The 25,960-nt window shown below is 63.8% G+C and carries 23 protein-coding genes; 13 read left to right on the top strand and 10 right to left on the bottom strand.

Annotated features, from left to right (window positions below):
• The first annotated feature begins 40 nt into the window (after positions 1 to 40).
• The 4 genes from tssF to MUU55_RS20710 are packed head-to-tail and all read left to right on the top strand — an operon-like array spanning position 41 to position 5,227.
• A complete protein-coding gene (tssF, locus tag MUU55_RS20725; RefSeq protein ID WP_244762657.1) occupies positions 41 to 1,876 on the top strand; it encodes a type VI secretion system baseplate subunit TssF in 1,836 nt (611 codons plus the stop codon).
• On the top strand, positions 1,840 to 2,931 hold the full coding sequence (gene tssG, locus MUU55_RS20720) for a type VI secretion system baseplate subunit TssG (protein ID WP_244762656.1): 1,092 nt from the start codon (positions 1,840 to 1,842) through the stop codon (positions 2,929 to 2,931). Before tssF ends, tssG begins: the two co-directional genes overlap by 37 nt.
• An 11-nt stretch (positions 2,932 to 2,942) precedes the next feature.
• Positions 2,943 to 4,481 carry a methyltransferase regulatory domain-containing protein gene (locus tag MUU55_RS20715; RefSeq protein WP_244762655.1) on the top strand — a complete coding sequence of 513 codons (1,539 nt, stop codon included), beginning with the start codon at positions 2,943 to 2,945 and terminating at the stop codon, positions 4,479 to 4,481.
• A 2-nt stretch (positions 4,482 to 4,483) separates the two neighbouring features.
• Positions 4,484 to 5,227 (top strand): protein kinase domain-containing protein, encoded by a 744-nt coding sequence (locus MUU55_RS20710; protein ID WP_244762654.1) that lies wholly within the window; start codon positions 4,484 to 4,486, stop codon positions 5,225 to 5,227.
• Here the strand turns inward: MUU55_RS20710 and MUU55_RS20705 are convergent.
• Genes MUU55_RS20705 through MUU55_RS20685 form a run of 5 tightly spaced genes read right to left on the bottom strand, consistent with a single transcriptional unit; the run spans position 5,217 to position 10,189 of the window.
• Complete coding sequence (locus MUU55_RS20705; protein WP_244762653.1) at positions 5,217 to 5,555, bottom strand: slr1659 superfamily regulator; 339 nt, start codon at positions 5,553 to 5,555, stop codon at positions 5,217 to 5,219. The two genes, MUU55_RS20710 and MUU55_RS20705, sit on opposite strands and share 11 nt — an antisense overlap.
• Before the next feature lie 30 nt (positions 5,556 to 5,585).
• A complete protein-coding gene (locus MUU55_RS20700) occupies positions 5,586 to 6,134 on the bottom strand; it encodes a slr1658 superfamily regulator (RefSeq protein WP_244762652.1) in 549 nt (182 codons plus the stop codon).
• A 4-nt stretch (positions 6,135 to 6,138) separates the two neighbouring features.
• Positions 6,139 to 8,499 (bottom strand): SpoIIE family protein phosphatase, encoded by a 2,361-nt coding sequence (locus tag MUU55_RS20695; RefSeq protein WP_244762651.1) that lies wholly within the window; start codon positions 8,497 to 8,499, stop codon positions 6,139 to 6,141.
• Positions 8,496 to 9,674 carry a class I SAM-dependent methyltransferase gene (locus tag MUU55_RS20690; RefSeq protein ID WP_244762650.1) on the bottom strand — a complete coding sequence of 393 codons (1,179 nt, stop codon included), beginning with the start codon at positions 9,672 to 9,674 and terminating at the stop codon, positions 8,496 to 8,498. Before MUU55_RS20690 ends, MUU55_RS20695 begins: the two co-directional genes overlap by 4 nt.
• Positions 9,671 to 10,189: a ubiquinone biosynthesis methyltransferase UbiE gene (locus tag MUU55_RS20685; RefSeq protein WP_244762649.1), complete on the bottom strand. Its 519-nt coding sequence runs from the start codon at positions 10,187 to 10,189 to the stop codon at positions 9,671 to 9,673. Before MUU55_RS20685 ends, MUU55_RS20690 begins: the two co-directional genes overlap by 4 nt.
• 186 nt (positions 10,190 to 10,375) lie before the next feature.
• Between MUU55_RS20685 and MUU55_RS20680 the strand changes: the two genes are divergently transcribed.
• From MUU55_RS20680 to MUU55_RS20665, 4 genes are all read left to right on the top strand, one after another.
• The gene (locus tag MUU55_RS20680; protein ID WP_244762648.1) at positions 10,376 to 11,302 is read left to right on the top strand and encodes a PP2C family protein-serine/threonine phosphatase; all 927 of its coding nucleotides are present in this window, start codon (positions 10,376 to 10,378) and stop codon (positions 11,300 to 11,302) included.
• A gap of 133 nt (positions 11,303 to 11,435) precedes the next feature.
• The gene (locus tag MUU55_RS20675; protein WP_244762647.1) at positions 11,436 to 12,206 is read left to right on the top strand and encodes a Tll0287-like domain-containing protein; all 771 of its coding nucleotides are present in this window, start codon (positions 11,436 to 11,438) and stop codon (positions 12,204 to 12,206) included.
• Positions 12,203 to 14,920 carry a response regulator gene (locus tag MUU55_RS20670; RefSeq protein WP_244762646.1) on the top strand — a complete coding sequence of 906 codons (2,718 nt, stop codon included), beginning with the start codon at positions 12,203 to 12,205 and terminating at the stop codon, positions 14,918 to 14,920. The genes MUU55_RS20675 and MUU55_RS20670 overlap by 4 nt, the downstream gene beginning before the upstream one ends.
• A gap of 4 nt (positions 14,921 to 14,924) precedes the next feature.
• A complete protein-coding gene (locus tag MUU55_RS20665) occupies positions 14,925 to 15,296 on the top strand; it encodes a response regulator (protein WP_244762645.1) in 372 nt (123 codons plus the stop codon).
• A 7-nt stretch (positions 15,297 to 15,303) separates the two neighbouring features.
• Here the strand turns inward: MUU55_RS20665 and MUU55_RS20660 are convergent, their stop codons facing one another.
• Positions 15,304 to 16,293 carry a bile acid:sodium symporter family protein gene (locus MUU55_RS20660; protein WP_244762644.1) on the bottom strand — a complete coding sequence of 330 codons (990 nt, stop codon included), beginning with the start codon at positions 16,291 to 16,293 and terminating at the stop codon, positions 15,304 to 15,306.
• Between the two features lie 90 nt (positions 16,294 to 16,383).
• Between MUU55_RS20660 and MUU55_RS20655 the strand changes: the two genes are divergently transcribed.
• The 3 genes from MUU55_RS20655 (at position 16,384) to MUU55_RS20645 (ending at position 19,348) form a co-directional block, all read left to right on the top strand.
• The gene (locus tag MUU55_RS20655) at positions 16,384 to 17,250 is read left to right on the top strand and encodes a LysR family transcriptional regulator (RefSeq protein ID WP_244762643.1); all 867 of its coding nucleotides are present in this window, start codon (positions 16,384 to 16,386) and stop codon (positions 17,248 to 17,250) included.
• A 61-nt stretch (positions 17,251 to 17,311) separates the two neighbouring features.
• A complete protein-coding gene (ggt, locus tag MUU55_RS20650; RefSeq protein WP_244762642.1) occupies positions 17,312 to 18,904 on the top strand; it encodes a gamma-glutamyltransferase in 1,593 nt (530 codons plus the stop codon).
• A gap of 12 nt (positions 18,905 to 18,916) precedes the next feature.
• Entirely contained in the window at positions 18,917 to 19,348 is a 432-nt protein-coding gene (locus MUU55_RS20645) for a DUF3237 domain-containing protein (protein WP_244762641.1), read from the top strand.
• 17 nt (positions 19,349 to 19,365) lie between these two features.
• On the opposite strand, the gene recX is transcribed toward MUU55_RS20645, so the two are convergent.
• From recX to MUU55_RS20625, 4 genes are all read right to left on the bottom strand, one after another.
• A complete protein-coding gene (gene recX, locus MUU55_RS20640) occupies positions 19,366 to 19,923 on the bottom strand; it encodes a recombination regulator RecX (RefSeq protein WP_280519037.1) in 558 nt (185 codons plus the stop codon).
• 81 nt (positions 19,924 to 20,004) lie between these two features.
• A complete protein-coding gene (locus tag MUU55_RS20635; protein ID WP_244762640.1) occupies positions 20,005 to 20,406 on the bottom strand; it encodes a RidA family protein in 402 nt (133 codons plus the stop codon).
• Between the two features lie 57 nt (positions 20,407 to 20,463).
• Entirely contained in the window at positions 20,464 to 21,732 is a 1,269-nt protein-coding gene (locus tag MUU55_RS20630; protein WP_244762639.1) for an SfnB family sulfur acquisition oxidoreductase, read from the bottom strand.
• Between the two features lie 126 nt (positions 21,733 to 21,858).
• Positions 21,859 to 22,608: an IclR family transcriptional regulator gene (locus MUU55_RS20625; protein ID WP_244762638.1), complete on the bottom strand. Its 750-nt coding sequence runs from the start codon at positions 22,606 to 22,608 to the stop codon at positions 21,859 to 21,861.
• 277 nt (positions 22,609 to 22,885) lie between these two features.
• Here MUU55_RS20625 and MUU55_RS20620 point away from each other — a divergent pair, with 277 nt between their 5' ends.
• Together MUU55_RS20620 and MUU55_RS20615 are read left to right on the top strand one after the other, a co-directional pair.
• Positions 22,886 to 24,337 carry an APC family permease gene (locus tag MUU55_RS20620; RefSeq protein WP_244762637.1) on the top strand — a complete coding sequence of 484 codons (1,452 nt, stop codon included), beginning with the start codon at positions 22,886 to 22,888 and terminating at the stop codon, positions 24,335 to 24,337.
• 47 nt (positions 24,338 to 24,384) lie between these two features.
• Positions 24,385 to 25,863 (top strand): aldehyde dehydrogenase, encoded by a 1,479-nt coding sequence (locus tag MUU55_RS20615; protein ID WP_244762636.1) that lies wholly within the window; start codon positions 24,385 to 24,387, stop codon positions 25,861 to 25,863.
• The last annotated feature ends 97 nt before the right edge of the window (positions 25,864 to 25,960 follow it).

Below are 25,960 nucleotides of genomic sequence, written 5' to 3'. Positions count from 1 at the left end.
GAATCGGCAAGGCGGCTTTTGAGAGGGAAACGGCCAGCCCATGTCGGATGATCTGCTCGTCCACTACAATCGCGAACTGCTCAGCATCCGCCGGGCGGCGGCGGCCTTTGCGGCTGAAAACCCGCGCATTGCCGGCAGGCTGCGCCTTTCCGAGGATGCCATCGAGGACCCGCATGTCGGCCGGTTGATCGAGGCCTTCGCCTATCTCACCGCCCGCGTGCGGCAGAAGATGGACGACGATTTTCCCGAGCTGACCAATGCGATGCTCGGTATCCTCTATCCGCATTTCGACCGGCCGATCCCCTCGATGTCCATCCTCCAGCTCGACCCGAAAGCGGAGCTTGCCGAACCCCATCATGTGCCATCCGCCACGCTCCTCGACACCGAGCCGGTCGATGGCGAGCGCTGCCGCTTCTCCACCGCCTTCGACGTCACGCTGCATCCGGTCGCCGTGCGCGCGGCCACATTGACCGGCCGTCCGATCACCGCGCCCGAAACACCGCAGGCGCAGAATGCGGCGGGCTGCCTGCGCCTGACGCTGGAAATGGCCGGCGAGGATCTGACCTTCGCGAGCTATAACCCGGGGCGCCTGCGTTTCTTCCTGCGCGGCCAGCCCCAGCTGGTCTATCCGCTCTACGAACTGTTGCTCAACGATGTGGTGGCTGTCGCCTTCGCCGAGGGGGCGAACGATCGCACGCCGGCGGTGCTCGATGCTTCCGCGCTGTCGCCCGGCGGTTTTGGGCCGGAGGAAAACCTGCTGCCCTACCCGCAGGCTTCGCATCCCGCCTACCGGCTGTTGACGGAATACTTCGCCTTTCCGGAAAAGTTTCTGTTCGTCGATCTCGCGTTTCCGGAGGCGGCAAAGCTTGCCGGCAAGGGACGCACGCTCGATGTCTTCCTTTATCTCAACCGTGCCGCGCCGACGCTGGAGCGTTCGCTGACGGCGGCGGCCTTCGCGCTCGGATGCACGCCGATCGTCAACCTTTTCCCGCAGACGGCCGAACCGATCAAGCTCGACCAGACCGTGACGGAGTATCGCGTCGTGCCGGACAGCCGGCGGCTGCATGCGCTGGAGGTCTATGGCATCGAGACCGTCTCCACCGTCACCGCCGATGGCGACGAGCGGACGCTGTCGCCCTTCTATGGCATCCGCCATGGCGTTGATGCCGATGAGGCGCTGGGCGAGGAAAAATCGGCCGTCTGGTGGCTTTCGCATCGGCGGCCGGCCGAGGAGGAAAATCCCGGCAGCGAGGTGTTCCTCTCGCTCTCCGATCCTCAGTTCAATCCGAAAGGCCTGTCCGACGACGTTCTGTCGGTCGAAACGCTCTGCCTCAATCGCAACCGGCCGGAGCGGCTGCCCTTCGGCGGCGGCCAGCCGCAATTGCGTATGGTCGAGCCCGTGCCGATGATGAAGGCGATGCGGCTCCTGACCGTACCGACCGCGACGATCCGGCCGGATTATGGCCAGGGCGGGCGCTGGCGGCTGATCTCGCATCTTGCGCTCAACCATCTCTCCCTGGTCTCGGATGGCGGGGTGGAGGCGCTGAAGGAAATCCTGCTGCTTTACGATTTCCGCAACTCGGCGGAAACGCGAGCCTTGATCGACGGTATCACGGCCTTGTCGTCGCAGAGCGGCACCGCGCGCGTCAGAAGCTTCGGCCAGAGCGCTTTCTGCCGCGGCGTCGATGTCACCATGACCTTCGAGGAGAGCAATTTCTCCGGCAACGGCGTGTTTCTCATGGCAAGCATAGTCGAGCGCTTCCTTGGCCTCTATGCGAGCGTCAACTCATTCTCGCGGCTCACCGCCCTCGTTCGGGGGCGAAGCGGAAAGCTGAAGACATGGCCGGCACGGGCAGGCGATCGCATTCTTCTCTGATCTCGCGGGCCTTCGATGCGCCGCAGGATTTCGAGCTGTTCCAGATGGTCCGGCTGCTGGAGGCGCTTGGCGCGCGGGAGGGACGCGACCTTGCCCATCCGCCGGTCGATCCGGTGGGGCAGGGGGTCGATCCGGAGCGTGCAACGCTGAAAATCCGCTCGTCGGTGCCCCTCGGTTTCGCCTCGGCGGAAGTGCTTTCGGTGCGCCGGCCGCGTGGTGGTGGCCCTGTGGAGATGACGCAGACGCTGGTCGGCCTCACCGGTCCCTCGGGTGTGCTGCCCCATGCCTTGAGCGAGCTCGTGCAGATGAGCGTGCGAGAGCGCAATTTCGCCCTGCGCGAATTCTTCGATGTCTTCAACAACAGGCTGTCCGGCCTGTTGTTCAACGCCTGGGCCAAGTATCGCCCGGTTATCGAGCGCGAGCGGACGGCGCAGGTGGGGGTGCCGGCTACGATCGACCATGCGTTGAAATCCATCGTGGGCCTCGGCTTGCCGGCCATGACGAACCGAACCGGGGTGGGCGACCACACCTTTGTCTTCTTCGGCGGGCTTCTGGGGCGTCAGGGCCGTTCGGCGGTTGCCATCGAGCGGGCGCTGGCGGGCGCGCTCGGCCACAGGCTGCGCGTCGAGCAATTTGCCGGCGAATGGTATCCGATCGCGCCTTCCGACCGCACGCGCCTTCCGGATCGCGCCCAGCCGCGCGGCGCCTTCGCCCGGCTCGGCGACGATGCCGTGATCGGCGTGAAGACCTTCGATATCCAGTCCGCCGTCACGCTGCATGTCGAGGCGCTGGACTATCCCGATTTTCGCGCGCTGCTGCCGGATGGTCGCCGATCGCGGCTGCTGACGGATCTCGCCGCCAGCGCGCTCGGTGCCGACAAGATGTTCAACATCCGCCTCGAGCTGAGGCCGGAGCAGGTGCCCAGCCTTCGTCTTGGCGGAAGCCGCGAAGCACCGAAGGCGAGCCGTCTCGGCTGGAACACCTGGCTCCATCAGGCGCGTCCGCGCACAGCTCCCGCCACCGTCGCTTTCCGCCCGCCGCCGCATCTTACCTGACAGGACTGCCCATGAACGACTGGACGCAAGGCTACGTCTCCGACATTGAATATCTGCCCGGCTTCTATGCCGAGCAGACGCCTGCCCATCTCGATGTCGCCTGTCTTCTGCGCGGCGTGGAGCCGCCGGTCGGCGAGGGGGAGCCCTTCTCCTACTGCGAACTGGGTTGTGGCGTCGGTGAGACGGCACTGACCATCGCTGCCGCCAACCCGCAGGCCGATGTCTGGGGCTTCGATTTCAATCCGGCGCATATCGCGCGTGGCCGTGCGCTGGCGGCGGCTGGCGGTGTCGGCAACATTCGTCTGGAGGAGGCCTCCTTCGAGGACCTGGCAGGTGGAAAACCCGGCGACCTGCCGATGTTCGACTATATCGCGGCGCATGGCGTCTGGAGCTGGGTGAGCTCGGAGAACCGCCGCTACATCGCCGCGTTCGCGGCCAAATATCTCAAGCCCGGCGGGCTGTTCTACGTGACCTACAATGCCCTGCCGCGCTGGACGCCCTCCATGCCGATGCAGCGGCTTCTGCGTCTTGCCGCCTCGCTCGACACCGACCGCAGTGACCGGCGCGTCATGAAGGCGCTCGATATCGCCCGCGCCTTCACCGACGCCGGTGCCGACATGATCCCGGTCGAAATGCTGGACAAGCTCGACAAGGAGCGTGGCGAGGGCACCGCCTATCTCAGCCACGAGTATCTCAACGCCCATTGGTCGCCCTGCTATCAGGTGGATGTCGCCCAGGACCTCGCGGAAGCAAAACTCTCGTTTGTGGCGACGGCCAATCTCTTCGAGAACTATCCGGATCTTTCCATGACCGACGAGCAGCGTCGTCTGGTCGAAAGTTTCCCCGCATCCTATGCAGAAACCGCGCGGGACTATTTCCTCGTCCGTAGTTTCCGCCGCGACATCTATATGCGCGGGCCGCGCCCGATTGCGGCGCGGCGGCTGGAAAAACGGCTGGCGGCGCGAAGCCTCTGCCTCGTCGTTCCACCGTCGGCGATCAAACTTTCGGTGAAGGTGCCGGTCGGCGAGGCGACTCTGAACGAGAGCTTTTATGGCCCCGCGCTGCGGGCACTTGTCGAGAAGCCGATGACGATCGGCGAATTGCGCAGCCTGCCCGAGGCGGATGGATCCAGCGCCACGGAACGCGAGGTTCTGGGCATGCTGATCGGCTCGCGCCAGGCGATGGCCTTGCCCAACGCCGAGAGCGAGGCGGCGATCGCGGCGGTGCGACGCTACAATCGCGCCCATCTTGCCATCTGCGCCGATGAGGGCCGGGCCGTCTGCGCGCTTGCCGCTGCCGGGCTCGGCTCCGGTATCACGGTGCGGCTTTTCGAGATGCTGGCCTATGAGGTGCTGCTCGACGGTGTCGCGCCGGAAGCGGATGCCGTCACGAAGGCTATCCGGACGCTGCTTGAGGCGCGCGGCGACAAGTTGCGCAACGAGGGCGTGCCCATCGAAGACGAGGCGGAGGTGCTTGCCGTCATCAGGGAGAACGTCGATCTCATCCTGACCATAGCCCTGCCGATGTGGCGGCGGGTCGGAGCTATCTGATCATGGCCGGTGCGCCTGACGCCGGCGAGATCCTGCGCGGGAGCGGCCCGGTGCTGGTCTATCGCCCGGCGGGTGGGGACCAGACCGTTGTCAAGCGCCTCGCCGATGCAGGCGATATCATCGCGCTCAGGCGCTTCGAGCGGGAACGCCGTTTCGCACGTCTGTTGCGGCACCCCTCCCTGCCGCGGCTGCTTGCCGAAGGCGACGACTGGATCGCCTTCGACGCGCTGGAGGCCCGGTCTCTCCAACATCGGGGCCTCGACCCTGCTGCGGTGCGGGCCATTCTGCTGGCGCTTGCCGATGCGCTCGCGTTCATTCACGCGCGAGGCATCGTCCATCGCGACATCAAGCCGGCGCATGTGCTGTTTCGCGGCGCGACGCCTGTTCTCATCGATTTCGGCATTGCCGGCACTCCGGACGACGATCTCCAGCAAGCGGAACTGTCCGGAACCCCGGCATGGATGGCGCCGGAGCAGCTTTTTGGCGGAGCCGTCGGGCCTGCGGCGGATATCTGGTCCTTCTCGGCGCTCGGTCTGTTTCTGTTGACGGGAGAAAAGCCCTATGCGGGGGATGCGGATACGGTGCTGCGTCTCAGGCGGGCGGGAGAGCCCCCGGCTTTCGCAATGCCGGCGACGTGTGTGCGGGACGATCCCGCTCTTGCCGGCTTGCTCAAAGCCGGGCTGGGGTCTGCGGCGGGGCGTCCCGCCGCCGCCGATTTCGTGCGGCGCCTGACCGTCAGGCGATGACCAGATTGACCGCCGGATGCAGCTTCTTCAGGTTCGGCAGCGACTTCGACTGCCACGGGATCTGCGTGCTGCCCTTGACCATCAGGCCGATGCCCGGCTGCTTGCGCACGTCGATGGTGAATTTGGCGAGCAGGTTGATGCCGGAGCTGTTCAGGAATTCCAGGCTCGACAGGTCGAGCGTGATGGTGTCCGGCTTGTCGTTCAGCACCTGCTGCATCAGATCGAGGATGGGCGCATAGGCTTCCGTACCGGAAAGGCGCATCGTGCCTTCGTAGTGGATCGTCGCACCCTCGCTCCAAACCCGGTATTCGTTGGTCTTGATTTCCATTTTCTGTAATAAACTCCCGGTGATGTCCGCTCAGACGATGTCGAGCGCGGCGTAGGTGTCGAGGCGCAGGACATCCGTACCTGCCGCCGGCTGGAAGCGCCAGCCGAGACGGGCGCCATAGTCGCTCATTAGGGTGAGCAGGCCAAGTCCCGAACCGCTCGATTCCATGTTCTCGGCGTTCTGTTCGATACGTTCGATCAGAAGCTCGCCCGGATCGCGCGTCGTCAGGTCGGCCAGCAGCGCCTGGAAACGGCCCGCGGTCTCGCTGGTGATGACGTTGCTGATACGGATCTCGAACGAGCTGCCTTCCAGCGATGCCTCCAGTGTGATGTCTGCGCCGCGGCGGAATTTCACCGCGTTCTCGAGCAGTTCGTTGGTAAGGTAGCCGATACTGTGGCGCGCCTCGTTGTAGTCGCCGCCCTCCGCCGCGCGGCGCAGGGCAAAGAAATCGCCGAGGAATTCCGACGTCACGCCGCAATGTTGCCAGGCGAGTTCGAGCGGGCCGTCGGCAAGACGGATGCGGTTCTGCAGCGCGTCGGCGCCGTTGGTGAGGTCCACCTGTCCGAATGTTGCTTCCATCGCGTTACCTGTGTTTCATGACGACGAGCGTGATGTCGTCGTGGATCTTCTGCGTGCCGATATGGGCCATCAGGTCGGAAATGATGCCGTCCTTGATCGCGTCGGCATCCTTCTGGCGGTGCCGTCTGGCGCTCTCGCACAGCCGGTCGAAGCCGAACAGCTCGCCCGCCGGATTTTCCGCCTCGGTGACGCCGTCCGTGTGCAGCACGATGACGTCGCCGGAATCGAAGGGGAATTCGTGCGTGCCGACGAACGGACCGATGTCGCTTTCAAGGCCGATGGGGAAGCCGAGGTCGATCGTATCGATGCGCTCGACCTCGTCATTGTCGCGCAGCACGAGCACTTCCTCGTGCTGGCCGGAAAGCGTCATCTTGCGGTCCTCGTAGTCGAGGAAGGCAAGCGAGAGATGCTTGTCCGTCTTGGTGCGCTGGATGTTCTTGAAGACGGCCCGATTCAGGACCTCGAGGAATTCGCGCGGATTCTCGTCGCCCTGTTCCTGCAATGCGCGAGCCACGGACTGTACCATCAGCATGAGCACGCCGCTTTCCAGGCCATGGCCGGTGACGTCGCCGATGCCGACCTTCATGCGACGCTCGTCATGCAGCACGTCGAAATAGTCGCCACCCACCTCGTCGGCGGGCTCCATGTAGCCGGAGACATCGATGCCCTTGATCTCGTCCAGCTCGTCGCGCTTCGGCAGGACCATCATCTGGATATGCCGGGCGACGTCGAGTTCGGCGCCGAGGCGCAGGTTTTCGCTTTTCAGCTTTGCGTTCAGCGCGTTGATTTCGCCATTGGCGGTTTCAAGCGCCTTCGTGCGCTCGGCCACGAGGTTTTCAAGGTTTTCCGTATGGTAGCTGATCTCTTCCGCCATGCGGTTGAAAGCCACGCCCACGGCGGCCACCTCGTCGCGCGCGGGAATGGCGACGCGTACCGAATAGTCCTTGTTCTGCAGCCGCTGCGCGGCATCCGCTAGCGCCCTGAGGCCGGCGGTAATGCGGCCGGAAATGGCGAAGACGGCCGAGAGCACGACGAGCAGCGACAGGATGACCGTGCCGATCTGCCAGCTCACGACCTGACGCGTCTCGTCGGAAATACCTTCCTTGGCCGCGATCAGCGAGGCGTAGATTTCGTGCTCCGGCACCATGAAGCCCAGCGACATGACCTCACGGGTGACCGGCACCTTGCCGGTATAGAGGTTTTCGGCGTCGAGCTGCTTCATGAGCACGACGTAGGGCACGTCCTCGCCGTTCTCCTTCAGCGTCAGCGTGGTGAGCACGGTTTCCTTGTCGGAGGGCATGGCAAGCGAGGCGAGCGCCGGTTGGCTGCTATGAGCCAGCCGGCGGTCGAAGCCGGCCTCGTTGTTGATCTTGAGGCCGAGAGTCTTCTCGCCCTGTTCGGTGACGGCCAGAACGTTGCCGTTCGACATGGTGAGGAAGGCGAAGCCGGTCTCGGCGATCTTCACGCTCTTGACGATGTCGGCAAGCTGGTCGAGCGTCAGATCCACGCCGACGATGCCGTTGAGCTCCTTGCGGTCGGGTGTCGTCAGCGGCTGGAAGAAGCTGACGATGATCTTGCCCGTGATACCGTCGAGATAGGGCGACAGCATCGTGATCGGGCTGTCGACCGGGCGCTCGGACGGGTTGGCAAGCCATGATTGCCAGGTTTCATAGAGGCCGGGGAAATAGAAGTCCCACCAGTTCGTCTGGTTGTGGCCGGGATAGACCTTGTCGAAGACGGAACCCTGGTCGTTATAGGGCGTCGAGCGGAGGATCGGGTTTTCGCGCGGGCCGATGTAATACATCTGCAGCTTCGGCGGGCCGGCGGAAAGGAAGCTCGGACCGACGAGGTTGAAGGCGGCGCTGTCGCGCACGGTCTTCATGGCCTCGGGTGTCGGCTGCTTGTTGTCGTCGAGCAGATAGCCCCAGACGGTAACGGCGGAGGCTTCCCCCGGCTGGTTCTGCCACCAGTTTCCGGCCTGGTTGTAGGTGAGCGGCGTCGTTAGCTTGCCGTCGCCCTGCAACTGCTCGCCGAGCTTGTCATAGAGCGAGGGGTTGTCCATCAGGGTCTGCATGGACCCGGCAAGACCGCTTACCTCCGAATGATACCGCTCGAGCAGCAGGTCGGTGCGCTCGACCGTCGTTTCGATGTAGTTCTGGAGGTATTCGATATTCGCCTTTTCCAGGCCGCGGCCGACTTCATCCATCGCATTGGTGGAAAGACGGTTGACGTTCCACAGCGCGATGCCGCCGGCGACCAGCAGATCCACCAGCACGGCACCGCCGACGACCAGAACGAACTTCGCTCGGAAAGAGGTGAGGGAGAACCCCCAGCGCGAGGGGTTGGTTTCCGCGACGTCGCTCATAGGGGCTTGCGCCCCGAGGCCACCCAGACCGGCCAACCGGCATAGCCGCCCGGATGCAGTGCTGCGGCGATATGATCCTCGAAACCGCGGCGGAATTTTTCGACGAAGGCGGCATCGTCACCGCGCTTTTCGCACATGCCGCCGGCAAACATCTCTTCCCAGGCCATGACCATGTCGGCAAAGGCCTGCGCATCGCCGTCGCGGTTGGTCACCATGAAGCTTTCGATGCGGATGTCCTCGAGGCCTGCCTTCTGCAGGGCCTGATAGCTTTTCGGACCGAACTCCAGGTCCATGTCGAAATCCGCAAAGAGCTTGGAAAGCTGTTCGTAGGTCCACTGGATGGAGGGACCGCGCGGCTCGCCGAGGCACTGGGAGATCTTTTCGTTGGAAACATAGACCCGGCCGCCCGGCTTGCAGATGCGCACCAGTTCGCTGACGATCATTTCCGGCTTGTTGAAGATCTGCAATGCATGACGGCAGGAGACGAAGTCGAACTGGCCATCCTCCAGCAGCATTTCGGCGGCGTCGCCATAGATGTATTCGATGCCGCCGATGTCGAACTCGCTGGCGACCTGGCGCGCATAGGCGAGGCTCGACTTCGAATGGTCGAGCGCCACGATGCGCGAGGGGGCGAATTCCTTGGCGACCAGTACGGCGAAATCGCCGATGCCGCAGCAGATGTCGGCCATCGTCACGCCGGGCGTCAGGCCATGGCGCGGCAGGATGGAGCGCTCGTGTTTCCAGGTCAGCTTCGTCTGCGTGCGCAACACCGGCACGAAGCCGCCCTCTTCGAGGAAGGACTGGCCCGGATAGAACTCGCTGTCATACTCCTCAACGACGATGCGCGGGTTCTTGGCCGTCAGCGTGCCGAATTTTTTCGTCGACCAGCCGATGACGCTTGACGTGATAATCGAGATCTTCACGTCCGGCCGCTCGTCTGCCGCCTTCAGAAGCGCGCCGGCAAGGGCGTGGAAAGCGACATTGTTGAGCCGCACCAGGCGTTTCACATTGATGTAGAACGTGCCGCGTATCGAAGCGATCGACGTTTCAAGCAGGCGGATGCAGGCCTCCATCTCGGCGCCCCGTTCGGGACGCAGCGAGCCGGAAAGCGCGAACTCCTGATTGTTGTCGTCGAAGGAAACCTTATAGGTCTGGACAAGCGTGTCGGCGATCATGCGTCGGATTCCTCCAGCTTGAGATCTGCGATGAGGCGGATGGCGTTTCCGTCGGCCGGTTCTATGGAGAAGCGCGCGGCATAGTCGACGGCGAGTTCCAGGAGGCCGATATTGGGTTGAAGCGGACCATCGGTGAAGAGCGCATTGTGGTAGCGCGAGGCGACGTCGCCCTCGTTGAGCACCCTCACGGCGCCGCGATAGAATTCGGCCGTTCGTGCGTCGACCGGGACGGTAAGAACGATCCGTTCGCTCGCCGCCTTGCGCGCAACCGAGCAGACGAACCTGCCCGATGGGGCGTGCAGCCGGTAGACGGTTTCCAGCAATTCGTTGAGCGCGGAGGAGAACAGGTTGGAATACAGCAGCGAGTCGCTGCGGTTGTGGCTGATCATGCGCGCGAAATAGGTCGATACCCGGTCGCAATACGCCCAGTTGGAGGCAAAGCCGTCCATGTCCATGTCAAATTCGAGAAGCTCGGCATATTCGCCGGCTCCCGTTGATGCTGCCCCCAGATCCATTGGCCCCTGCCTTATGATCCCGCAAACGGGCGTGCGGTCGCACGCTCTATCTTTCGCGAATAGACTATGTAATGTCCGAAGTGCCGGCACAAGCGCAGAGGTGGCCAGCGAGGCCGGCTTACGCGATATGATATCGGTGGTTGCGCCGTCCCCTTCGAACTCCAGCCGGAACCTTTCCATACAATCATGAAAGATTCGTCAAACCCAAGCCTTGCTTCTTCAGGATCCAGCGAAAGCGCGGAGACCGCCGAAGTCACCCAGCTGCGTCTCGATTTTGCGCAACTGCAAGCCGAATACGACGATCTGAAGCTGCTCTACGAAGCGATGATCGAGCATGGTGAGGCGGTGGAGGATCAGCTCGCCGAGCAGAACCTGCTGCTGGAAAGCACGCAGGCGCGCCTGGACGCGGAACTGAATGACGCCGGCCGCTACGTCTTCTCCATCCTGCCGGACAAGCGTGCGGCCAGCCCGGCGACCGATTGGCTGCTCGTGCCCTCCACGGAACTCGGCGGCGATTCGTTCGGCTATCACTGGATCGACGACGATCATTTCGCCATCTACCTGCTCGATGTCTGCGGCCACGGGGTCGGCGCGGCGCTGCTTTCCGTCACCGTCATCAACGTGCTCAGGGCCTCGGCGCTGGCAAACGCTGATTTCCGGGATCCCTCGACCGTGCTGAAGGCGCTCAACGACACCTTCCCGATGGAAAAGCAGAACAATATGTTCTTCACCATCTGGTATGGCGTCTACCGAAAGAGCACAGGAGAGCTGCGTTTTGCCACCGGCGGTCATCCGCCTTCGATCCTGCTGCGCGCCGACGGTGCCGGCCATGAAATGCTCATCACCGTCGGCGGCGTCGCGATCGGCGCCCTGTCCGACATGGACTACGACAGCAGCGTGACCCGCATCGCGCCCGGCGACCGCCTGCTCGTCATCAGTGACGGCACCTTTGAGGTGAATGGCCCCGGCGATGCCATGCTGAGCGTCGATGCACTGGCCGAGCAGGCCGCAGCACATGGCAGCCGCCCGCAGGATATCCATGAATGGGTCCGCTCCTTCAACGCGGCCGGCCCCTTGCCGGACGACTTCTCGTTGCTGGAAGTTCGCTTCTGACACACATCTTGGGATGGCGTTCACGCAATTGTGTTCGCGTGCCCCAGGCGACGCGCCCTTCCTGATTTGTCGATTGCCGGGCGGTGGAATTGCGCTATGTTTCCATCAGCGTACTGCCGGTTTGCTGTCTGTGATGAGGGAGGCGGCCATCATCCCGTTCGTGAAAAGCGGCCTTGCCGCATTCCTGGTTTTTCCGCTGCTTGCGGGCAGCGTTTCAGCTGAAGAAGCGGGACCGGAGGATCTTGCCATCGCGCGCAGCGTCGCGACGATGCTGCAGTCGGCGCGCGCGGTCGTTTCCGTCAATCAGGCGCGGATCAACGATCCCAATATCGGTGACAAGGGGCTTTCCGGCGCCGTCGTGCTGGCGGAGGCCATCGCCAATTACCAGAAGGCGACCCGGCGCGATCCCCGTACGGTCGATCCGGCCTCCTATGAGGGACGGCTGCTCAAGGCGCAGATGGATGCCGTGGTCGCGGTGATGGATGCCAACCAGGCGACGATCAACGCAAAGGGCAAGGGTTTCAAGGGTTTCATTCCCGCCACCTTCACCCGCCTGGTCAACGAGGCTTTCGAGGCTCGCATCGGCACGGAAGCCAGCATGAAATTCACTGCGCCGCCCGTGCTGATCCGCAACCGCAAGGCCCGGCCGGATGCCTTCGAGGCTGCGGCGATCCGCGACTATCTCGAGGCCGCCGACTGGCCGAAGGGCCAGATCTATTCGGCGACGGTGGAAGAGGATGGCCGGCGTCGGACGCGCGTGATGGTGCCGGAATATTACGCCCCCTCCTGTCTGACCTGTCACGGTGACCCGGCCGGTGAACTCGACATCACGGGCTATCCCAAGGAAGGCGCGCACGAGGGCGATCTCGGCGGTGTGATCAGCATCGGGCTGATACCGCAATGACAGCTGCGGCGGGTTCGGCCCTTTCGCTGCGACGCCTGCCGATCCGCGTGCGTCTCGTCCTGCTGGCGGCGGTGTTGCTGGTTGCCACCATCGGCAGCAGCCTCTTCACCCGCAGCGAGCTTTCCGAGGCGCTGCGCTCGGAGGACGAGGCGAACCGCATCGCCCAGATCATCGCCGTCGCGCATGAGGTGCGCGCCGATTTCAACAGTCTGCGTTACTGGCAGGCCGACCTCTCGGTCAGCCTGCTGACGCTCGCCGAAACCCGTGCCGAAGAGGCGCGCACGCGGCTTCGCGAACGGCTCGACACGCTGGCCGAATATCGCCCGACGGAGGCTGCGGCGATCCGTAAGGAGGTGGAGCGGTTTGACGATCTCGCCAACCAGGCCGTCGAGGCCTATACGGACGACCAGCGCGTCATCGGCAACACACATTTCGCAGAGGCGCGGCGGTATGGCATCGGCGTCGAGGACCAGCTCGCCGCGCTCCAGGCCGATCTCGGCCGGCAGGCGGCGGCGGCGCGGGCAAACATCCTTCTGCAGTTCGAGCGGGCCGCAAATGTCGCCTCGCTTCTGTCGATTGCCGCCGTCATCATCGGGACGGTGCTGACGGTCGTCATCCTCGGGTCAATCCTGAAGCCGCTCGGCGAGATCGTCACCGCCGTGCGGGGGCTGACGAACGGCGACACGAATGTCGCCGTGCCGCCGGCCGGCGCGGATGAACTTGGCCGGGTGAGCGAGGCGTTGCAATTGCTCAAACAAGGCCAGCGGGAGCGCGAGCGGCTGACGCGTGAAGCGGAAAACCAGCGCCGGACGATGGAGGACGCCATCGAAAGCATTGCGGAGGGCTTTGCGCTTTACAGCCCGGACGAGCGGCTGATCATCACCAATCAGCGGTTTCGCGACATGCATCCGATCCACGAAACCTTCGTGCCCGGCACATCGACGTTCCGCGATGTCATCGAGGCGGGCGGGCGTGACATCGTCGTGCTCGAACAGCCCTTCGACGAGTGGGTTGCGACACGGCTCGCCGCGCATGATCACAGCGCCACCCGCGTCGTTCCCTTCCGGGACGGCCGCTGGATGCAGATCAGCGAGCGGCCCACCCACGAGGGCGGCTTCACCATCGTCTATGTCGACATCACGGAGCTGCGCCGCCGGCAGGAGGAGCTGGAGCTTGCCCGCGACGAGGCGCAGCGCGCCACGCAGGTCAAATCCGAGTTCCTCGCCAATATGAGCCACGAGCTGCGCACACCGCTCAACGCCATCATCGGCTATGCGCAGATCTTGCAGGAGGACGCGCAGGATACAGGCCAGAGCGACTTCCTGCCCGACCTCAAGAAGATCGAGAGCGCTGGCAACCATCTGCTCGGCCTCATCAACGGCATTCTCGACCTTTCGAAGATCGAGGCCGGCCGCATGGAGGTCTACAAGGAGCGCTTCGGCATTTCGGCGCTTGTCGGTGATGTCGCGGCGTTGATCCGGCCGCTCGCCGCCAAAAACGGCAACAGTTTCGTGGTGGATTGCCCCGATGACATCGGATCGATCGAGACCGACGTCACCAAGGTCAAGCAGGCGCTGCTCAATCTACTTTCCAACGCCTGCAAGTTCACCGACAAGGGAACGGTCACGCTCGCCGTCGTACGACAGGGAACGGGCGCAGAGCGGCAGCTATTTCTGACAGTGACGGATACCGGCATCGGCATGAACGAGGAACAGCTCGGCCGGCTCTTCCAGGCCTTTTCGCAGGCCGACAGTTCGACGTCGCGCAAATTCGGCGGTACGGGCCTTGGCCTTGCGATCAGCCGCAGCTTCGCGCTGATGCTCGGCGGCGACCTCATCGTTGAGAGCCATCCGGGCGAGGGCTCGCGCTTTATATTCACGCTGCCCGATCCGGATGAGACCGCAGCGCTCAGCGAGGCCGCGGAGGAGAAGGTCACGCCCGCGAAAGCGGAGCCTTCCGACCGCCCGTCCGTGCTTGTCGTTGATGACGACGAGGCGTCGATGAACATCATCGGCTCGCACCTGAAGCGCGACGGCTACCGCGTGCTCTATGCCAGCAGCGGTGAGCAGGCGCTGGAAATGGCGCGCAAACACCGCCCGGCGGCCATCACGCTCGATATCCTGATGCCGCAGATGGACGGCTGGTCGGTGCTGGTCGCGTTGAAATCCGATCCCGATCTTTCGGGCATTCCCGTCGTCATCGTCAGCATCAGCAATGAAAAGGCGCTCGGCTTCACGCTGGGGGCCGCTGCCATGCTCACCAAGCCGGTCGATCGCGGCGAACTCAGCGATTTCCTGTCGCGTCTCACCGGCGGCGGGGAGGAGGGCACGGTGCTGGTCGTCGAGGACGACGCGGCGACGCGGCTTTTGATGCAGCGCACGGTGGAAAAGCTCGGCCGCAGCGCGGCTTTGACGGAAAACGGCCGGCAAGGCATGGCCTGGCTTGCCGAAAACCCGCCGCCGATCGCCATCCTGCTCGACCTGCAGATGCCGGAAATGAATGGTTTCGAATTTCTCGCGGCACTTCGGGGACGAGCGGAATGGAACGCCGTGCCGGTGCTTGTCGTCACGGCAAAACACCTTTCCAATGCGGAGCGCGAGCTTTTGAGTGCGCGTGCCACGCAGATCATCGGCAAGGGCGGCGCGCATGTCGAATTGACGCAGGCGCTGCGCGACGTGCTTTTCGCGCGCTCACCGAACGCCGACGGGAGTTGATGCCATGCCAAAAATTCTGTTGGTCGAAGACAACGAGATGAACCGCGACATGCTCTCGCGCCGACTGGAGCGCAAGGGCTACGCTGTGATCTTCGCGATCGATGGCGAGGAGGCCGTCATGCGGGCCGCCTCCGACGCGCCCGACCTCGTCCTCATGGATATCGGCCTGCCCGGTATCGACGGCTGCGAGGCGACGCGCCGCATCCGCGACAATCCCGCCAATGCAGGTCTGCCGATCATTGCGCTGACTGCCCATGCCATGAGCGTGGACGAAGCCCGCGCCCGCGATGCCGGTTGCAATGACTTCGACACCAAGCCCATCGATTTGCCGCGCCTGCTTGGCAAGATCGAAGCGCTGCTTCCCAGCGCCGGCTGATCCAATCTCAGCCCGCCTGCGCGGCGCTGGCCTCCGGCCCCTTTTTCCGCTCCGCATAGACGCGGGCGAGCCAGGCGCAGACCATCAGCTGGATCTGGTGGAAGAGCATCAGCGGCAGCACGATGGCGCCGATAGACTGGCCGGCGAAGATCACGCTCGCCATGGGCACGCCGCTGGCGAGGCTCTTCTTCGAGCCGCAGAAGACGGCGGTGATGCGGTCCTCGCGGTTGAAGCCGAAGAGCTTGCCGCCGAAGCTGGTAATGGCGAGGACGGCGGCCAGGAGCAGGCAATCGACGACGATGAGAAGGGCGAGGTCCTCGATGGCAAGCTTCTGCCATATGCCTTCCGTCACCGCCTCGGAGAAGGCGAGATAGACCACCATCAGGATGGAGCCGCGATCGAAGGGGTTGAGCAGGGTCTTCTTCGAGCGGATCCAGTTGCCGATGAACGGCTGCAACACCTGGCCCGCGACGAAGGGCAGGAAGAGCTGCAGCATGATCTTCCAGACCATGTCGAAGGACATGCCGACATGGCCGCCGGCGGAAAACAGCAGGGCGACGAGCGCCGGCGTCAGGAAAATTCCGAGAATGTTGGACGTGGAGGCCGCGCAGATCGCGGCCGGCACATTGCCGCCGGCCATCGAGGTGAAAGCGATCGACGACTGTACGGTGGACGGTAGAACGCAGAGAAAAAGCAGGCCGAGATAAATCGGCTGGTCGATCAGCCAGGGCGAGAACAGGCCGAGCCCGAGGCCGAGCAGCGGGAAGGCCACGAAGGTCGTGACGAGGATGAAGAGTTGCAGGCGCCAGTGCAGGAAGCCGGCGATCACCACATCCGTGGAAAGGCGCGCACCGTGTAGGAAGAACAGGAGCGCGATCGCGGCATTGGTGGCGATGGAGAACCATTGCGCCGGTTCGCCTGATATCGGCAGCAAGGACGCGAGCAGCACGGCGCCGACAAGCAGCAGCGTAAACGTATCAGGCAGGAGGCGTTTCATTGGTTACGGTCCGGAAGGTCTCGACAGGTTTCCAAAATGCGCTATCCTGTTTTGCGATGCAATCCGATAATGCTTATCGAGAAACGTGATATGCTCGATCTTGCCCAGTTGCGCAGCTTTGTCATGGTGGCCCAGACCGGAAGCTTCACGCTTTCGGCCGAGCGGCTCAACCTGGGCCAGTCGACGGTCAGCCAGCATCTCCAGCGGCTGGAGCGCAGCCTCGGCCGGCGGCTTCTCGACCGCGACACCCATGCGGTGCGGTTGACCAGCGACGGCGAAGCGCTTCTGCCGAATGCGCGCCAACTCCTCGCGTTGGAACGTCAGACGGTTGCGCGCTTCGATGCGCAAGCGCCGCGCGGCCCCTTCCGCCTCGGCATTTCCGAGGATCTGGTGAGCGGACAATTGCCGGGACTGCTGGAGGATTTCATCGCGGATCATCCCTCCGTCGATCTCCAGCTTTCCGTGGCACTCTCCAAGACGCTGGCCGACATGCAGGATCGTGGTGAGCTCGATCTCGTCATGGCAAAGCGCCGGATCGGCGAACAGCGCGGCGATGCCATCCTGCGCGAGCCGCTTGTGTGGCTGGCGAGCGATCCGGATGCGATTCTGACCAAGCCGACACTGCCGCTGATCGTGTTTCCGCCGCCGAGCCTGACACGCGTGCTGTTGATGGAGGCACTGGAGCGCAGCGGCGTGTCCTGGCGCATCGTCTGTTCCTGCCAGAGCCTCAGCGGGCTGACGGCGGCGGCAAGGGCGGGCATGGGCGTGCTGGTGCAGCCGCGCAGCCTGGCGCCGTCAGGTCTTCGCGAAATCGCCCCGCCCTCGCTGCCGGCGCTGGAGGATGTGGAATTCGTGCTCGTCACGGCGCGTTCGGCCGACCACGCCACCGTCTCGGCCTTTTCCCGCAAGGTGCGCGAGCGCTTCGGCAAGGGCTTCGCCCTCAACGCACGCCCCTGAAGCCAAACCATAAGAACCTGCCGATCCGGCGGGGTAAAAACATCCGAGGAGAACGAAGAGAATGCGCAATTTCGAAAGGCCGACCCGCTCCGTGGCCGTGTCCCGTCATGCGATGGCGGCGACCTCGCATCCCTCCGCGACGCTCTGTGCGTTGCAGATCATGGAGGCCGGCGGCAATGCGATGGATGCGGCCATTGCCGCTTCTGCCGTGCAATGCGTCGTCGAGCCGGGCTCGACGGGCATCGGCGGCGATTGTTTCGTGCTTTTTGCGCCTGACGGCTCCGACAAGGTGGTCGCCTATAACGGTTCCGGTCGCACGCCTGCCGCGCTGACGCTCGACTGGTTTGCCGAGCGTGGCCTTGCCGAAGTGCCGCGCCAGTCTCCGTCATCCGTGACCATTCCCGGCGCCATCGATGCCTGGACGCGGCTGCATGCCGATCACGGCCGCATGTCCTTTGCCGAGGTTCTGGCGCCGGCCGTCCGCTTTGCCGAGGAGGGCTACGCGATCAGCCCACGCGTTCATCGCGACTGGCAGCTGGAGGAGGAGCTTCTGGCCGCCGACCCAACGGCCGCTCGCATCTTTCTTCCGAATGGCCGTGCGCCAAGAGTTGGCGAGGTGCATCGCCAGCCGGAGCTTGCCGCCACGCTGAAACGCATTGCGGCAGAGGGGCGCGACGGGTTCTATACGGGGGCGGTTGCGGAGGACATGGTGTCCTATCTGCGCTCGCTGGGCGGGCTGCACACGCTGGAAGATTTTGCCGGCGCCCGGGGCGACTACGTGACGCCCGTGACCACGGATTTCCGCGGCTATACGATCCACGAATGCCCGCCGAACGGCCAGGGCATCATCGCGCTATTGATCCTCAACATACTGAGCCGCTTCGAGGCCAAGGGCGATCCGCAGTCGCCCGACCGGCTGCACCTGGAGATCGAGGCGACGCGGCTTGCCTATGCCGCACGCGACGCCTGGATCGCCGATCCGGACAAGGTGCATGTGCCGGTCGAGGAACTGCTGTCGGACGGTCTTGCCGACCGGCTGGCCGGCATGATCGATCTTAGTCGCGCGCTGACGGACCTGCCGGCCTTCGACATGCCGCTGCATCGCGACACCGTTTATATTTCCGTCGTCGATCGCGACCGCAATGCCGTCAGCTTCATCAACTCGGTCTTCGACAGTTTCGGCACCGGTCTCGTTGCACCGCGCTCCGGCGTGGTTCTGCACAATCGCGGCCAGAGTTTTTCGCTGAAGGCTGGCCACCCCAATGTCGTGGCGCCGGGCAAGCGGCCGCTGCACACCATCATTCCCGGCATGGTAACGCGCGGCGGGCGGGTGGAAATGCCCTTCGGCGTGATGGGAGGCTACTATCAGGCGCTGGGCCATGCCCATCTTATCTCGAAAGTCTTCGACTACGGCATGGACCTGCAGGAGGCGATCGACCTACCACGCCTCATTCCCAAGCCCGATGGCACGCTTGTCGAGACAGAACACACATTGCCGGCCGCGACGGCAAGCGAACTGACGCGTCGCGGCTTCTCGCTCGTTCCGGCGGAAGGGCCGATCGGCGGGGCGCAGGCGATCCGCATCGACTGGGAGAACGGCACGCTGATCGGGGGCTCCGAATCGCGCAAGGATGGCATTGCGCTCGGGCTTTGAAGGGAACGGCACATGGATACGGAACAGCCTAAACTGGACCTAGTGATGCGCATCGAGGCGGAGATCGCGCCCGCCCTCATCGTCGGCGAGATCGGCGGCGGCGTGCGCGAAATCATTCCGATCACGGGCGGACGCTTCACAGGGCCGGATATCCATGGCGAAGTCCTGCCGGGTGGCGCGGACTGGTGCCTGACCCGACCGGACGGCATCAGCGAAATATGGGCGCGCTATACATTGCGCACCCATGATGGCGTGCTGATCTCGCTGATCAACGCCGGAACCGTGCAGGCCGATGAGAACGGCGATTTCCGGGGGCGGACGGTGCCGCAATTCGAGGTAGCGGAGGGAGCCTATGCCTGGCTTCGCGATGCGGCTTTTGTCGGGACGTTGCTGACCAACGGCGCGGGGACGCTGGCCAAGGCCACCTTCTTTCGCGTGGTGTGAAACCGACGGACCGGCCGTCAGAAATGGCGGCCGGCGTCCAGGATGTTTTCGGCCTCCTCCAGTGTCATGGCGAAGACCTGTCTGCCGATGTCGAAGCTGAAACCGCCGCGGGCGAAGGCGGAAAACTCCTTGGCCTTGCGCTTTTCGTCCAGCCCCACCTTGCGAAACGGGCCGAAGGCGCGTTTGCGGGCGAGCACGATGGCGGCGTAGAGATCGTCCATTTCGGCGACCGCGGCGGCGGCTGTTTCCTTGGCGATGCCCTTCTGTGAAAGCCTCTGCACGACCGCGCGCTTCGACCTGCCGCTGCGCATGCCGGAGCGGCTGCTCATCTCGGCGAAAGCCGTATCGTCGAGCGCCTTGTTGTCATAGGCGAATTTCACCGCTGCATCGGCCAGCGCCTTCACCTGTGCGTCGCTGATGTCCTCGAATTTTTCGCGCGCCTTGCGGGCGATGGCATCGTAGAGCTGCTTTTCCGTGTGCATGCGCCGTTCGATACGATAGATCGTCGAATTGCGCGCCCAGGAAAACATGCGCGGGGTGGGCACATCGGCGGGCGTGTCGTCTTCCGGGCTCAAGGCGGGCTTTCGGCTACTGCGGTGCTTCGGATCCGGATCCTTATGGAAGAAGTTCCGCGCCCTGTCACCCTTTCGTCTCCGTCAGTTCTTCGCCACGACGAGATCGATCTCCACCAGCGCGTCGCGTCCGAGGGCGGCAACACCCACTGTCGTACGCGCCGGCAGATGCGCGTCTTCGCTGAAATGCCGGTGATAGACGGCGTTGAGGCCCACATAGTCGCGGGAGAAATGGGTGAGATAGATGCGGGCGAAGACGGTGTTTTCCAGCCGGTAGCCCGTGGCGTCGAGGATGCGGCGGAGGTTGAGGAAGACAAGCTCCGCCTGCGCTTCGATCGATGCGGGCAGCGATTCTTCCGGGCTGTCGGGGTAGATCGGCAGCTGACCGGTGACATGGAGCAGGCCAGCGGCTTCCACGGCATGGGCATAGCGAGCGGTGGCCGGCGGTGGAGCAGCATTGGCGACGACGTGGCGACGAAGCGACATGGCGGGAGTTTCCGGAAAACAGTCGGGTGCCGGCGGGGCCGGCACCCGGGATGATGTTCAGCTCCAGGCGTGACGCGGGGCATTGATGCCGTTGAGGTAGAAGTTTCCGATGTGGAAGAACTTCCAGCGCACGGGATCGTGCAGCGTATGCGCGCGCGCATTGCGCCAGTGGCGGTCGAGATTGTGCTTGGCGAGCGTGGAGCGCGTACCGGCCAGTTCGAACAGCTTGTTCGTGGCGAGGATGGCGATCTCGGTCGTCAGCACCTTGGCTTCGGCGGTCTTGACGGTCGCGTCGTTGATCGTCTCCTCCGTCGCGTTCTTCAGGCCGGCGTCGATTGCCTCGCCGGCAATGTCGAGCAGGGCTTCAGCGGCGTGCAGCCTGATCTTCAGGTCGCCGATGGCGGCAATGGTGAAGGGATCCTCGCTCGCAGTCTCCTTGCCGCTGTCGACCCACGGGCGGCTCTGGGTCTTGATGAAGGCGATGGTGTCGTCAATCGCACCGCGCGCGATGCCGGCATCGATCGCAGCCTGGATGATTTGAGAAACCGGGCCAGCGATGGTCGGCCGGTCGAAAGCGGCGACCGGCAGCAGCCGGCTTTTGGGCACACGCACATTCTCGATCTTCACCGCGCCGGAGGCCGTGGTGCGCTGGCCGAAACTCGACCAGTTGTTGCTGACCGTGAGGCCGGGCGTCTCGCGGTCGGTAAAGACCAGATAGCCCTTTTCGTCAGCATCGACGGCGACGATCGGGATGATGTGCGAAAGGAGTGCGCCGGTCGTGTAGAACTTTTCGCCATTCACGACCGCCTCGTCGCCCTCATGGACAACGCGCGTTTCGAAGGCGCCGACGGTCTTGCTGTTCAGCTCGGAAAAGGCATTGCCGAAGCGCAGGCCGGAGAGAACCCAGCCGAAAAACTCCCTCTTCTGCTCTTCCGTGCCGTCGAGGTCGATATGGCCGTTGATGGCGAGATGGTTCTGGGTGATCTGGGCGATCGAGGAGTCAGCGGCGGCGAGAATGGCGATCACGCGGGCCAGTGTCTTGTAGGAAACGCCGGGGCCGCCATAGGCCTTGGGTACGTTGATGCCCCATAGACCACTCTGAGAGTAGGTGTCGATTTCCTTGAGCGGCAGCAGGCCCTCCCGGTCGCGAAGGGCAGCTCCCTGCGCGAAGTCGGCGGCCAGCCGCTTTGCGACGGCAATTGCCTCTTCATCGCTCTTGATGACGTGGGCGGGTGCCGCAGGGCGTGGGCGCGGCGGAACCGGATCGTCCGAGTTCACGCGCGGATGCTGCGTATAGTCGATCGGCTGTTTTTCGATAATCCCCATGGCGAAACTCTCCGGTTGGTTTCGGGAGAGTTTCGCAGTTAAAAATAAAATCGATAGATATTATGTATTATAAAGAGGCCGCCCCGGGGAAAATCCTTCGAAGGGGCATGCTGCATTTCATGCCGCTCAGGCCTTTGCGCCATAATATTTCTGCGCGATGCTGGTCGCAGCCGCCATCGTCTTCTGTCCGATATCCAGCATGCGCGCCCTGTTCGCCCTCGGGGTCGGGGCGGCGACCGCCAGGGCGCCGACGGGCTTTCCGCTTGGAGCGAGGACAGGGGCCGCGGCACTGATGACGCCCATTTCAAACCCCTGCTGGTTGATCGAAAAACCGCGCCTTGCAGTTTCCTTCAGGAGAAGACGTACGGCGTCCGGTTCGGTGACCGTCTCGGCGGAAAACCGCTCCATCGGCCGTTTCAGCGCCCGTTCGATCTCCTCGGCCGGCAGGAAGGCCAGATAGGCAAGACCGGATGCCGTGGCATGGAAGGGCAGCGGCGTGCCGAGGTCGACAATCACGCGGTGGGCCTGTGAGGAATCCTCGACATGAATGGTGGAGAGCCGCCCGCCGGTAAATTCCGAGAGATGGACCGTTTCGTCGACCTCGTCCGCCAGCGCCTTGACGAAGGGGGCAGCGACGGACACGAAGGGAAACCGTGCCTGGCGAATACGCGCCAGCCGCACGGGGGCAGCCCCCAGCCGGTATTTCCGCGTCTCCTCGTCCTGCTCCACGAAGCCGTGTTTTTCCAACTCCACCAGGAAGCGGCGTGCCGTCGCCTTGTCGAGTGCCGCAAGCCGCGCGATGTCGGTCAGTCCGATGTCCTTACCGAGCTGGGAGATGGTGTCGAGGAGGGAAAGGGCCTTTCCGATGGTGCTCATGCTTCTTTTCCGCGCGTTTCGTTACGGCCTTGTCGCACCGGACGATCGGTGTTGCCAACCCCGCAGACTGCCTCCCACGCTTCTCCCATCTCTGTCGAGATACTTAACATGAGAATTAACTTGACGCGGGTACGAGCTTTTGCAAGTCTAATATTAAAATAAAGGTTCAATTAATGAACCGCAATGCAAATCTTCGAGTGGGAACCGCCGGACGCCTTGCGCACGGCAATGGAGGCGGCAGCCGTGTGGAGCGAGCCGTCAGGATGGGAGCAAGATCATGAGCAATGAAACCGTGTCGCCCGGCGGCACGAACCAACTGCGCAAGAACAGCCTTGGTGTCGGGGCCGTCACCTTTCTCGTCGTCTCGGCCGCAGCGCCGCTGACGGCTGTCGCCGGCGGCGTGCCGCTGTCGATGATGCTCGGCAACGGTGCGGGCATTCCGCTGACCTTCGCCTTCGTGACGGCTGTGCTGCTGCTGTTTGCCGTCGGCTATGTCGCGATGGCCCGCCACATCAGCAATGCCGGCGCCTTCTACGCCTACACGGCACAGGGTCTTGGCGGCCTTGCCGGCGGTGCGGCGGCGCTGATCGCCATTCTCGCCTATAATGCCATGCAGATCGGCGTTCTCGGCCTGTTCGGTGCCGCGACCGCCGGGTTCTTCGCCGGTTACGGCATTGACCTGCCCTGGTGGGTCTGGACCTATATCGGCATCGCGCTCGTCGCGGTCTTCGGTTATCGCCGGGTCGATTTTTCCGCCCGCGTTCTCGCCGTGCTGGTCGTGCTGGAATATCTCGTGGTGCTGGTCATCGACGCGGCGATCTTCGTCAAGGGCGGCGACAGCGGCCTGTCCGCCGTACCCTTCACGCCGTCGGCCTTCATGAGCGGCACGCCGGCCATCGGCATCCTGTTCTGCTTTGCCGCCTTCATCGGTTTCGAAGCCACGACCATCTATTCGGAAGAAGCCCGCGAGCCGGAAAAGACCGTGCCGCGCGCCACCTATATCTCGGTTCTGATAATCGGCCTCTTCTACATGCTGACCTCCTGGCTGATGGTCAACGGTGCCGGCGTCGACAAGCTCGTGCCGGAAATCCAGGGTCTTGCCGATCCGACGACCTTCCTCTTCGGTCTGGCGGACCGCTATGTCGGCAATGGTATCACCACCATCATGGGCATCCTCTTCATCACCAGCCTGTTTGCCGGCGTCGTCGCCTTCCACAACGGCGTTGCCCGCTACATGTATGTCGCCGGTCGTGAGGGTCTGCTGCCCAGGGCGCTCGGCGTCACCCATCCAGTGTTCCAGAGCCCGCATGCCGGTTCGGTCGTGCAGACGGTGATCGCCGTCGTCGTGGTCGCGCTCTTCGCCTTCACGGGGCTGGATCCGGTGCTGGCGCTGTTCTCCTGGCTGACGAATGTCGGCACGCTGGCGATCATTCTGCTGATGGCATTGACGGCCTTCTCCATTGTTGTCTTCTTCAGCCGCAATCCCGGCCTTGAAGGCAACAAGCTGGCGACAGTCGTGCTGCCGGTTTTGACGGGGCTGATCCTTGCCGCGCTGGTGTTCTATATTGCCACCAATTTTGGCGCGCTGGCCGGCGCGGAGGGGCCGCTTGCCGTGTTCCTGCCCGGTCTCGTGTTGATTGCCGCGGCCATCGGCCTCGTCTGCGCGCTGCGCCTGAAGTCCGGCGACGCGGCTGCCTTTGCGCGGCTTGGCGTCGGCCGCGAAGTCTGAAAAGTGGGGTGGCGCTTCGGCGCCACCCGTTCTTGCGAGGGAATGTCATGCAGGAAAAGATCGAAGCGCTCCGCAACCGCGCCATCGCCCCGCAGGGGCTGTTTATCGACGGCAACTGGCGGGAGCCCGCCGAAGGGGCGGCACTGGATGTCATCTCGCCTATCGACGGGCGTCGGCTGACGACCATCGCCGATGCCGGCCCTGTCGATGTCGACCGCGCGGTGAAGGCAGCGCGTGCCGCTTTCGAAAGGGGCCGCTGGGCGAAAGCCGCACCGGCCGAACGCAAGCGGGTGCTGCTCAAGATCGCCGAGCTGATCGAAAAGCATGCGCTGGAACTCGCCGTGCTGGGCGTGCGCGACAATGGCACGGAAATCGCGATGGCGCTGAAGGCCGAGCCCGGCAGCGCGGCCGGCAGTTTCCGCTATTATGCCGAGGCGATCGACAAGGTCTATGGCGAGATCGCCCCGACGGCGGGCGATATTCTCGGCTTGGTGCATCGCGAGCCGGTCGGCGTCGTCGGCGCCATCGTGCCGTGGAATTTCCCGCTGATGATCGGCGCCTGGAAGATCGCTCCGGCGCTCGCCGCCGGCAATTCCGTGGTGCTGAAGCCGGCGGAGGTGGCGTCGTTATCGCTGTTGAGGCTTGCCGAACTCTGTGCCGAGGCCGGCCTTCCCGAAGGTGTGCTCAACGTCGTGACCGGCCGCGGTGCCGTCACGGGCGAGGCGATGGGGCTGCATCCGGATATCGATGTGCTCGTCTTCACCGGCTCCGGCCCGGTCGGGCGGCGTCTCCTGGAATATTCCGCCCGCTCCAACCTGAAGCGCGTCTATCTCGAGCTCGGCGGCAAATCGCCGAATGTCGTCTTTGCCGACGCGCCCGATCTCGACAAGGCGGCGAAGACCTCGGCCTACGGCATTTTCCGCAATTCCGGTCAGGTCTGTGTCGCCGGTTCGCGCCTGCTGGTCGAGCGCTCGATCGTCGACGACTTTTCCGCCAAGGTAGCGGGAATTGCCGCCTCCATGAAGGTCGGCGACCCCCTTCTGCTGTCCACCGAGGCTGGCGCGATCTCCAACGAGATGCAGTTGCGCAAGGATCTCGGTTTTGCCGAGCAGGCGCTGGTCGAGGGCGCGAAGCTGCGCACTGGAGGTAAGCGTATCCTTACGGATACGGGTGGTTTCTACATGGAGCCGACGGTCTTCGACGTCACACCGGGCATGACGCTGGCTCGCGAAGAAGTGTTCGGCCCGATCCTCTCGATTATTCCTTTCGACACCGAGGAGGAGGCGCTCGCGATCGCCAACGGCACCGATTACGGCCTCGCCTCCGCCGTCTGGACATCCAACCTTTCGCGGGCGCACCGCATGGTGCGCGGCATCCGCGCGGGTGTCGTGCATGTGAACACCTATGGCGGAGCGGACAACACGGTGCCGCTCGGTGGTGTGCGCCAGTCCGGCAACGGGCATGACAAGTCGCTGCATGCGCTGGAAAAATATCTCGACCTGAAGACGGCCTGGATCCAGCTCTAAACGACCGTACCGACAGTGCGTCAAGATCGCCGCGATGCCGAACGCATCTGCGGCGGTTTCTGTTTCGGGGCTTCTGCGTCGCGCAGGGAAATCCTTG

This window comes from Shinella curvata, from assembly GCF_022899935.1.
Classification (GTDB): Bacteria; Pseudomonadota; Alphaproteobacteria; order Rhizobiales; family Rhizobiaceae; genus Shinella; species Shinella curvata.
Note: the sequence above shows the minus strand (reverse complement) of the source record. Positions and strands in the feature narration are given on the sequence as shown.

Excerpts from the sequence above, each read along its gene's own strand:
- tssF (WP_244762657.1), top strand. The coding sequence starts at position 41 with ATGTCGGATGATCTGCTCGTCCACTACAATCGCGAACTGCTCAGCATC.
- tssG (WP_244762656.1), top strand. The coding sequence starts at position 1,840 with ATGGCCGGCACGGGCAGGCGATCGCATTCTTCTCTGATCTCGCGGGCC.
- MUU55_RS20715 (WP_244762655.1), top strand. The coding sequence starts at position 2,943 with ATGAACGACTGGACGCAAGGCTACGTCTCCGACATTGAATATCTGCCC.
- MUU55_RS20710 (WP_244762654.1), top strand. The coding sequence starts at position 4,484 with ATGGCCGGTGCGCCTGACGCCGGCGAGATCCTGCGCGGGAGCGGCCCG.
- MUU55_RS20705 (WP_244762653.1), bottom strand. The coding sequence starts at position 5,555 with ATGGAAATCAAGACCAACGAATACCGGGTTTGGAGCGAGGGTGCGACG.
- MUU55_RS20700 (WP_244762652.1), bottom strand. The coding sequence starts at position 6,134 with ATGGAAGCAACATTCGGACAGGTGGACCTCACCAACGGCGCCGACGCG.
- MUU55_RS20695 (WP_244762651.1), bottom strand. The coding sequence starts at position 8,499 with ATGAGCGACGTCGCGGAAACCAACCCCTCGCGCTGGGGGTTCTCCCTC.
- MUU55_RS20690 (WP_244762650.1), bottom strand. The coding sequence starts at position 9,674 with ATGATCGCCGACACGCTTGTCCAGACCTATAAGGTTTCCTTCGACGAC.
- MUU55_RS20685 (WP_244762649.1), bottom strand. The coding sequence starts at position 10,189 with ATGGATCTGGGGGCAGCATCAACGGGAGCCGGCGAATATGCCGAGCTT.
- MUU55_RS20680 (WP_244762648.1), top strand. The coding sequence starts at position 10,376 with ATGAAAGATTCGTCAAACCCAAGCCTTGCTTCTTCAGGATCCAGCGAA.
- MUU55_RS20675 (WP_244762647.1), top strand. The coding sequence starts at position 11,436 with ATGAGGGAGGCGGCCATCATCCCGTTCGTGAAAAGCGGCCTTGCCGCA.
- MUU55_RS20670 (WP_244762646.1), top strand. The coding sequence starts at position 12,203 with ATGACAGCTGCGGCGGGTTCGGCCCTTTCGCTGCGACGCCTGCCGATC.
- MUU55_RS20665 (WP_244762645.1), top strand. The coding sequence starts at position 14,925 with ATGCCAAAAATTCTGTTGGTCGAAGACAACGAGATGAACCGCGACATG.
- MUU55_RS20660 (WP_244762644.1), bottom strand. The coding sequence starts at position 16,293 with ATGAAACGCCTCCTGCCTGATACGTTTACGCTGCTGCTTGTCGGCGCC.
- MUU55_RS20655 (WP_244762643.1), top strand. The coding sequence starts at position 16,384 with ATGCTCGATCTTGCCCAGTTGCGCAGCTTTGTCATGGTGGCCCAGACC.
- ggt (WP_244762642.1), top strand. The coding sequence starts at position 17,312 with ATGCGCAATTTCGAAAGGCCGACCCGCTCCGTGGCCGTGTCCCGTCAT.
- MUU55_RS20645 (WP_244762641.1), top strand. The coding sequence starts at position 18,917 with ATGGATACGGAACAGCCTAAACTGGACCTAGTGATGCGCATCGAGGCG.
- MUU55_RS20635 (WP_244762640.1), bottom strand. The coding sequence starts at position 20,406 with ATGTCGCTTCGTCGCCACGTCGTCGCCAATGCTGCTCCACCGCCGGCC.
- MUU55_RS20630 (WP_244762639.1), bottom strand. The coding sequence starts at position 21,732 with ATGGGGATTATCGAAAAACAGCCGATCGACTATACGCAGCATCCGCGC.
- MUU55_RS20625 (WP_244762638.1), bottom strand. The coding sequence starts at position 22,608 with ATGAGCACCATCGGAAAGGCCCTTTCCCTCCTCGACACCATCTCCCAG.
- MUU55_RS20620 (WP_244762637.1), top strand. The coding sequence starts at position 22,886 with ATGAGCAATGAAACCGTGTCGCCCGGCGGCACGAACCAACTGCGCAAG.
- MUU55_RS20615 (WP_244762636.1), top strand. The coding sequence starts at position 24,385 with ATGCAGGAAAAGATCGAAGCGCTCCGCAACCGCGCCATCGCCCCGCAG.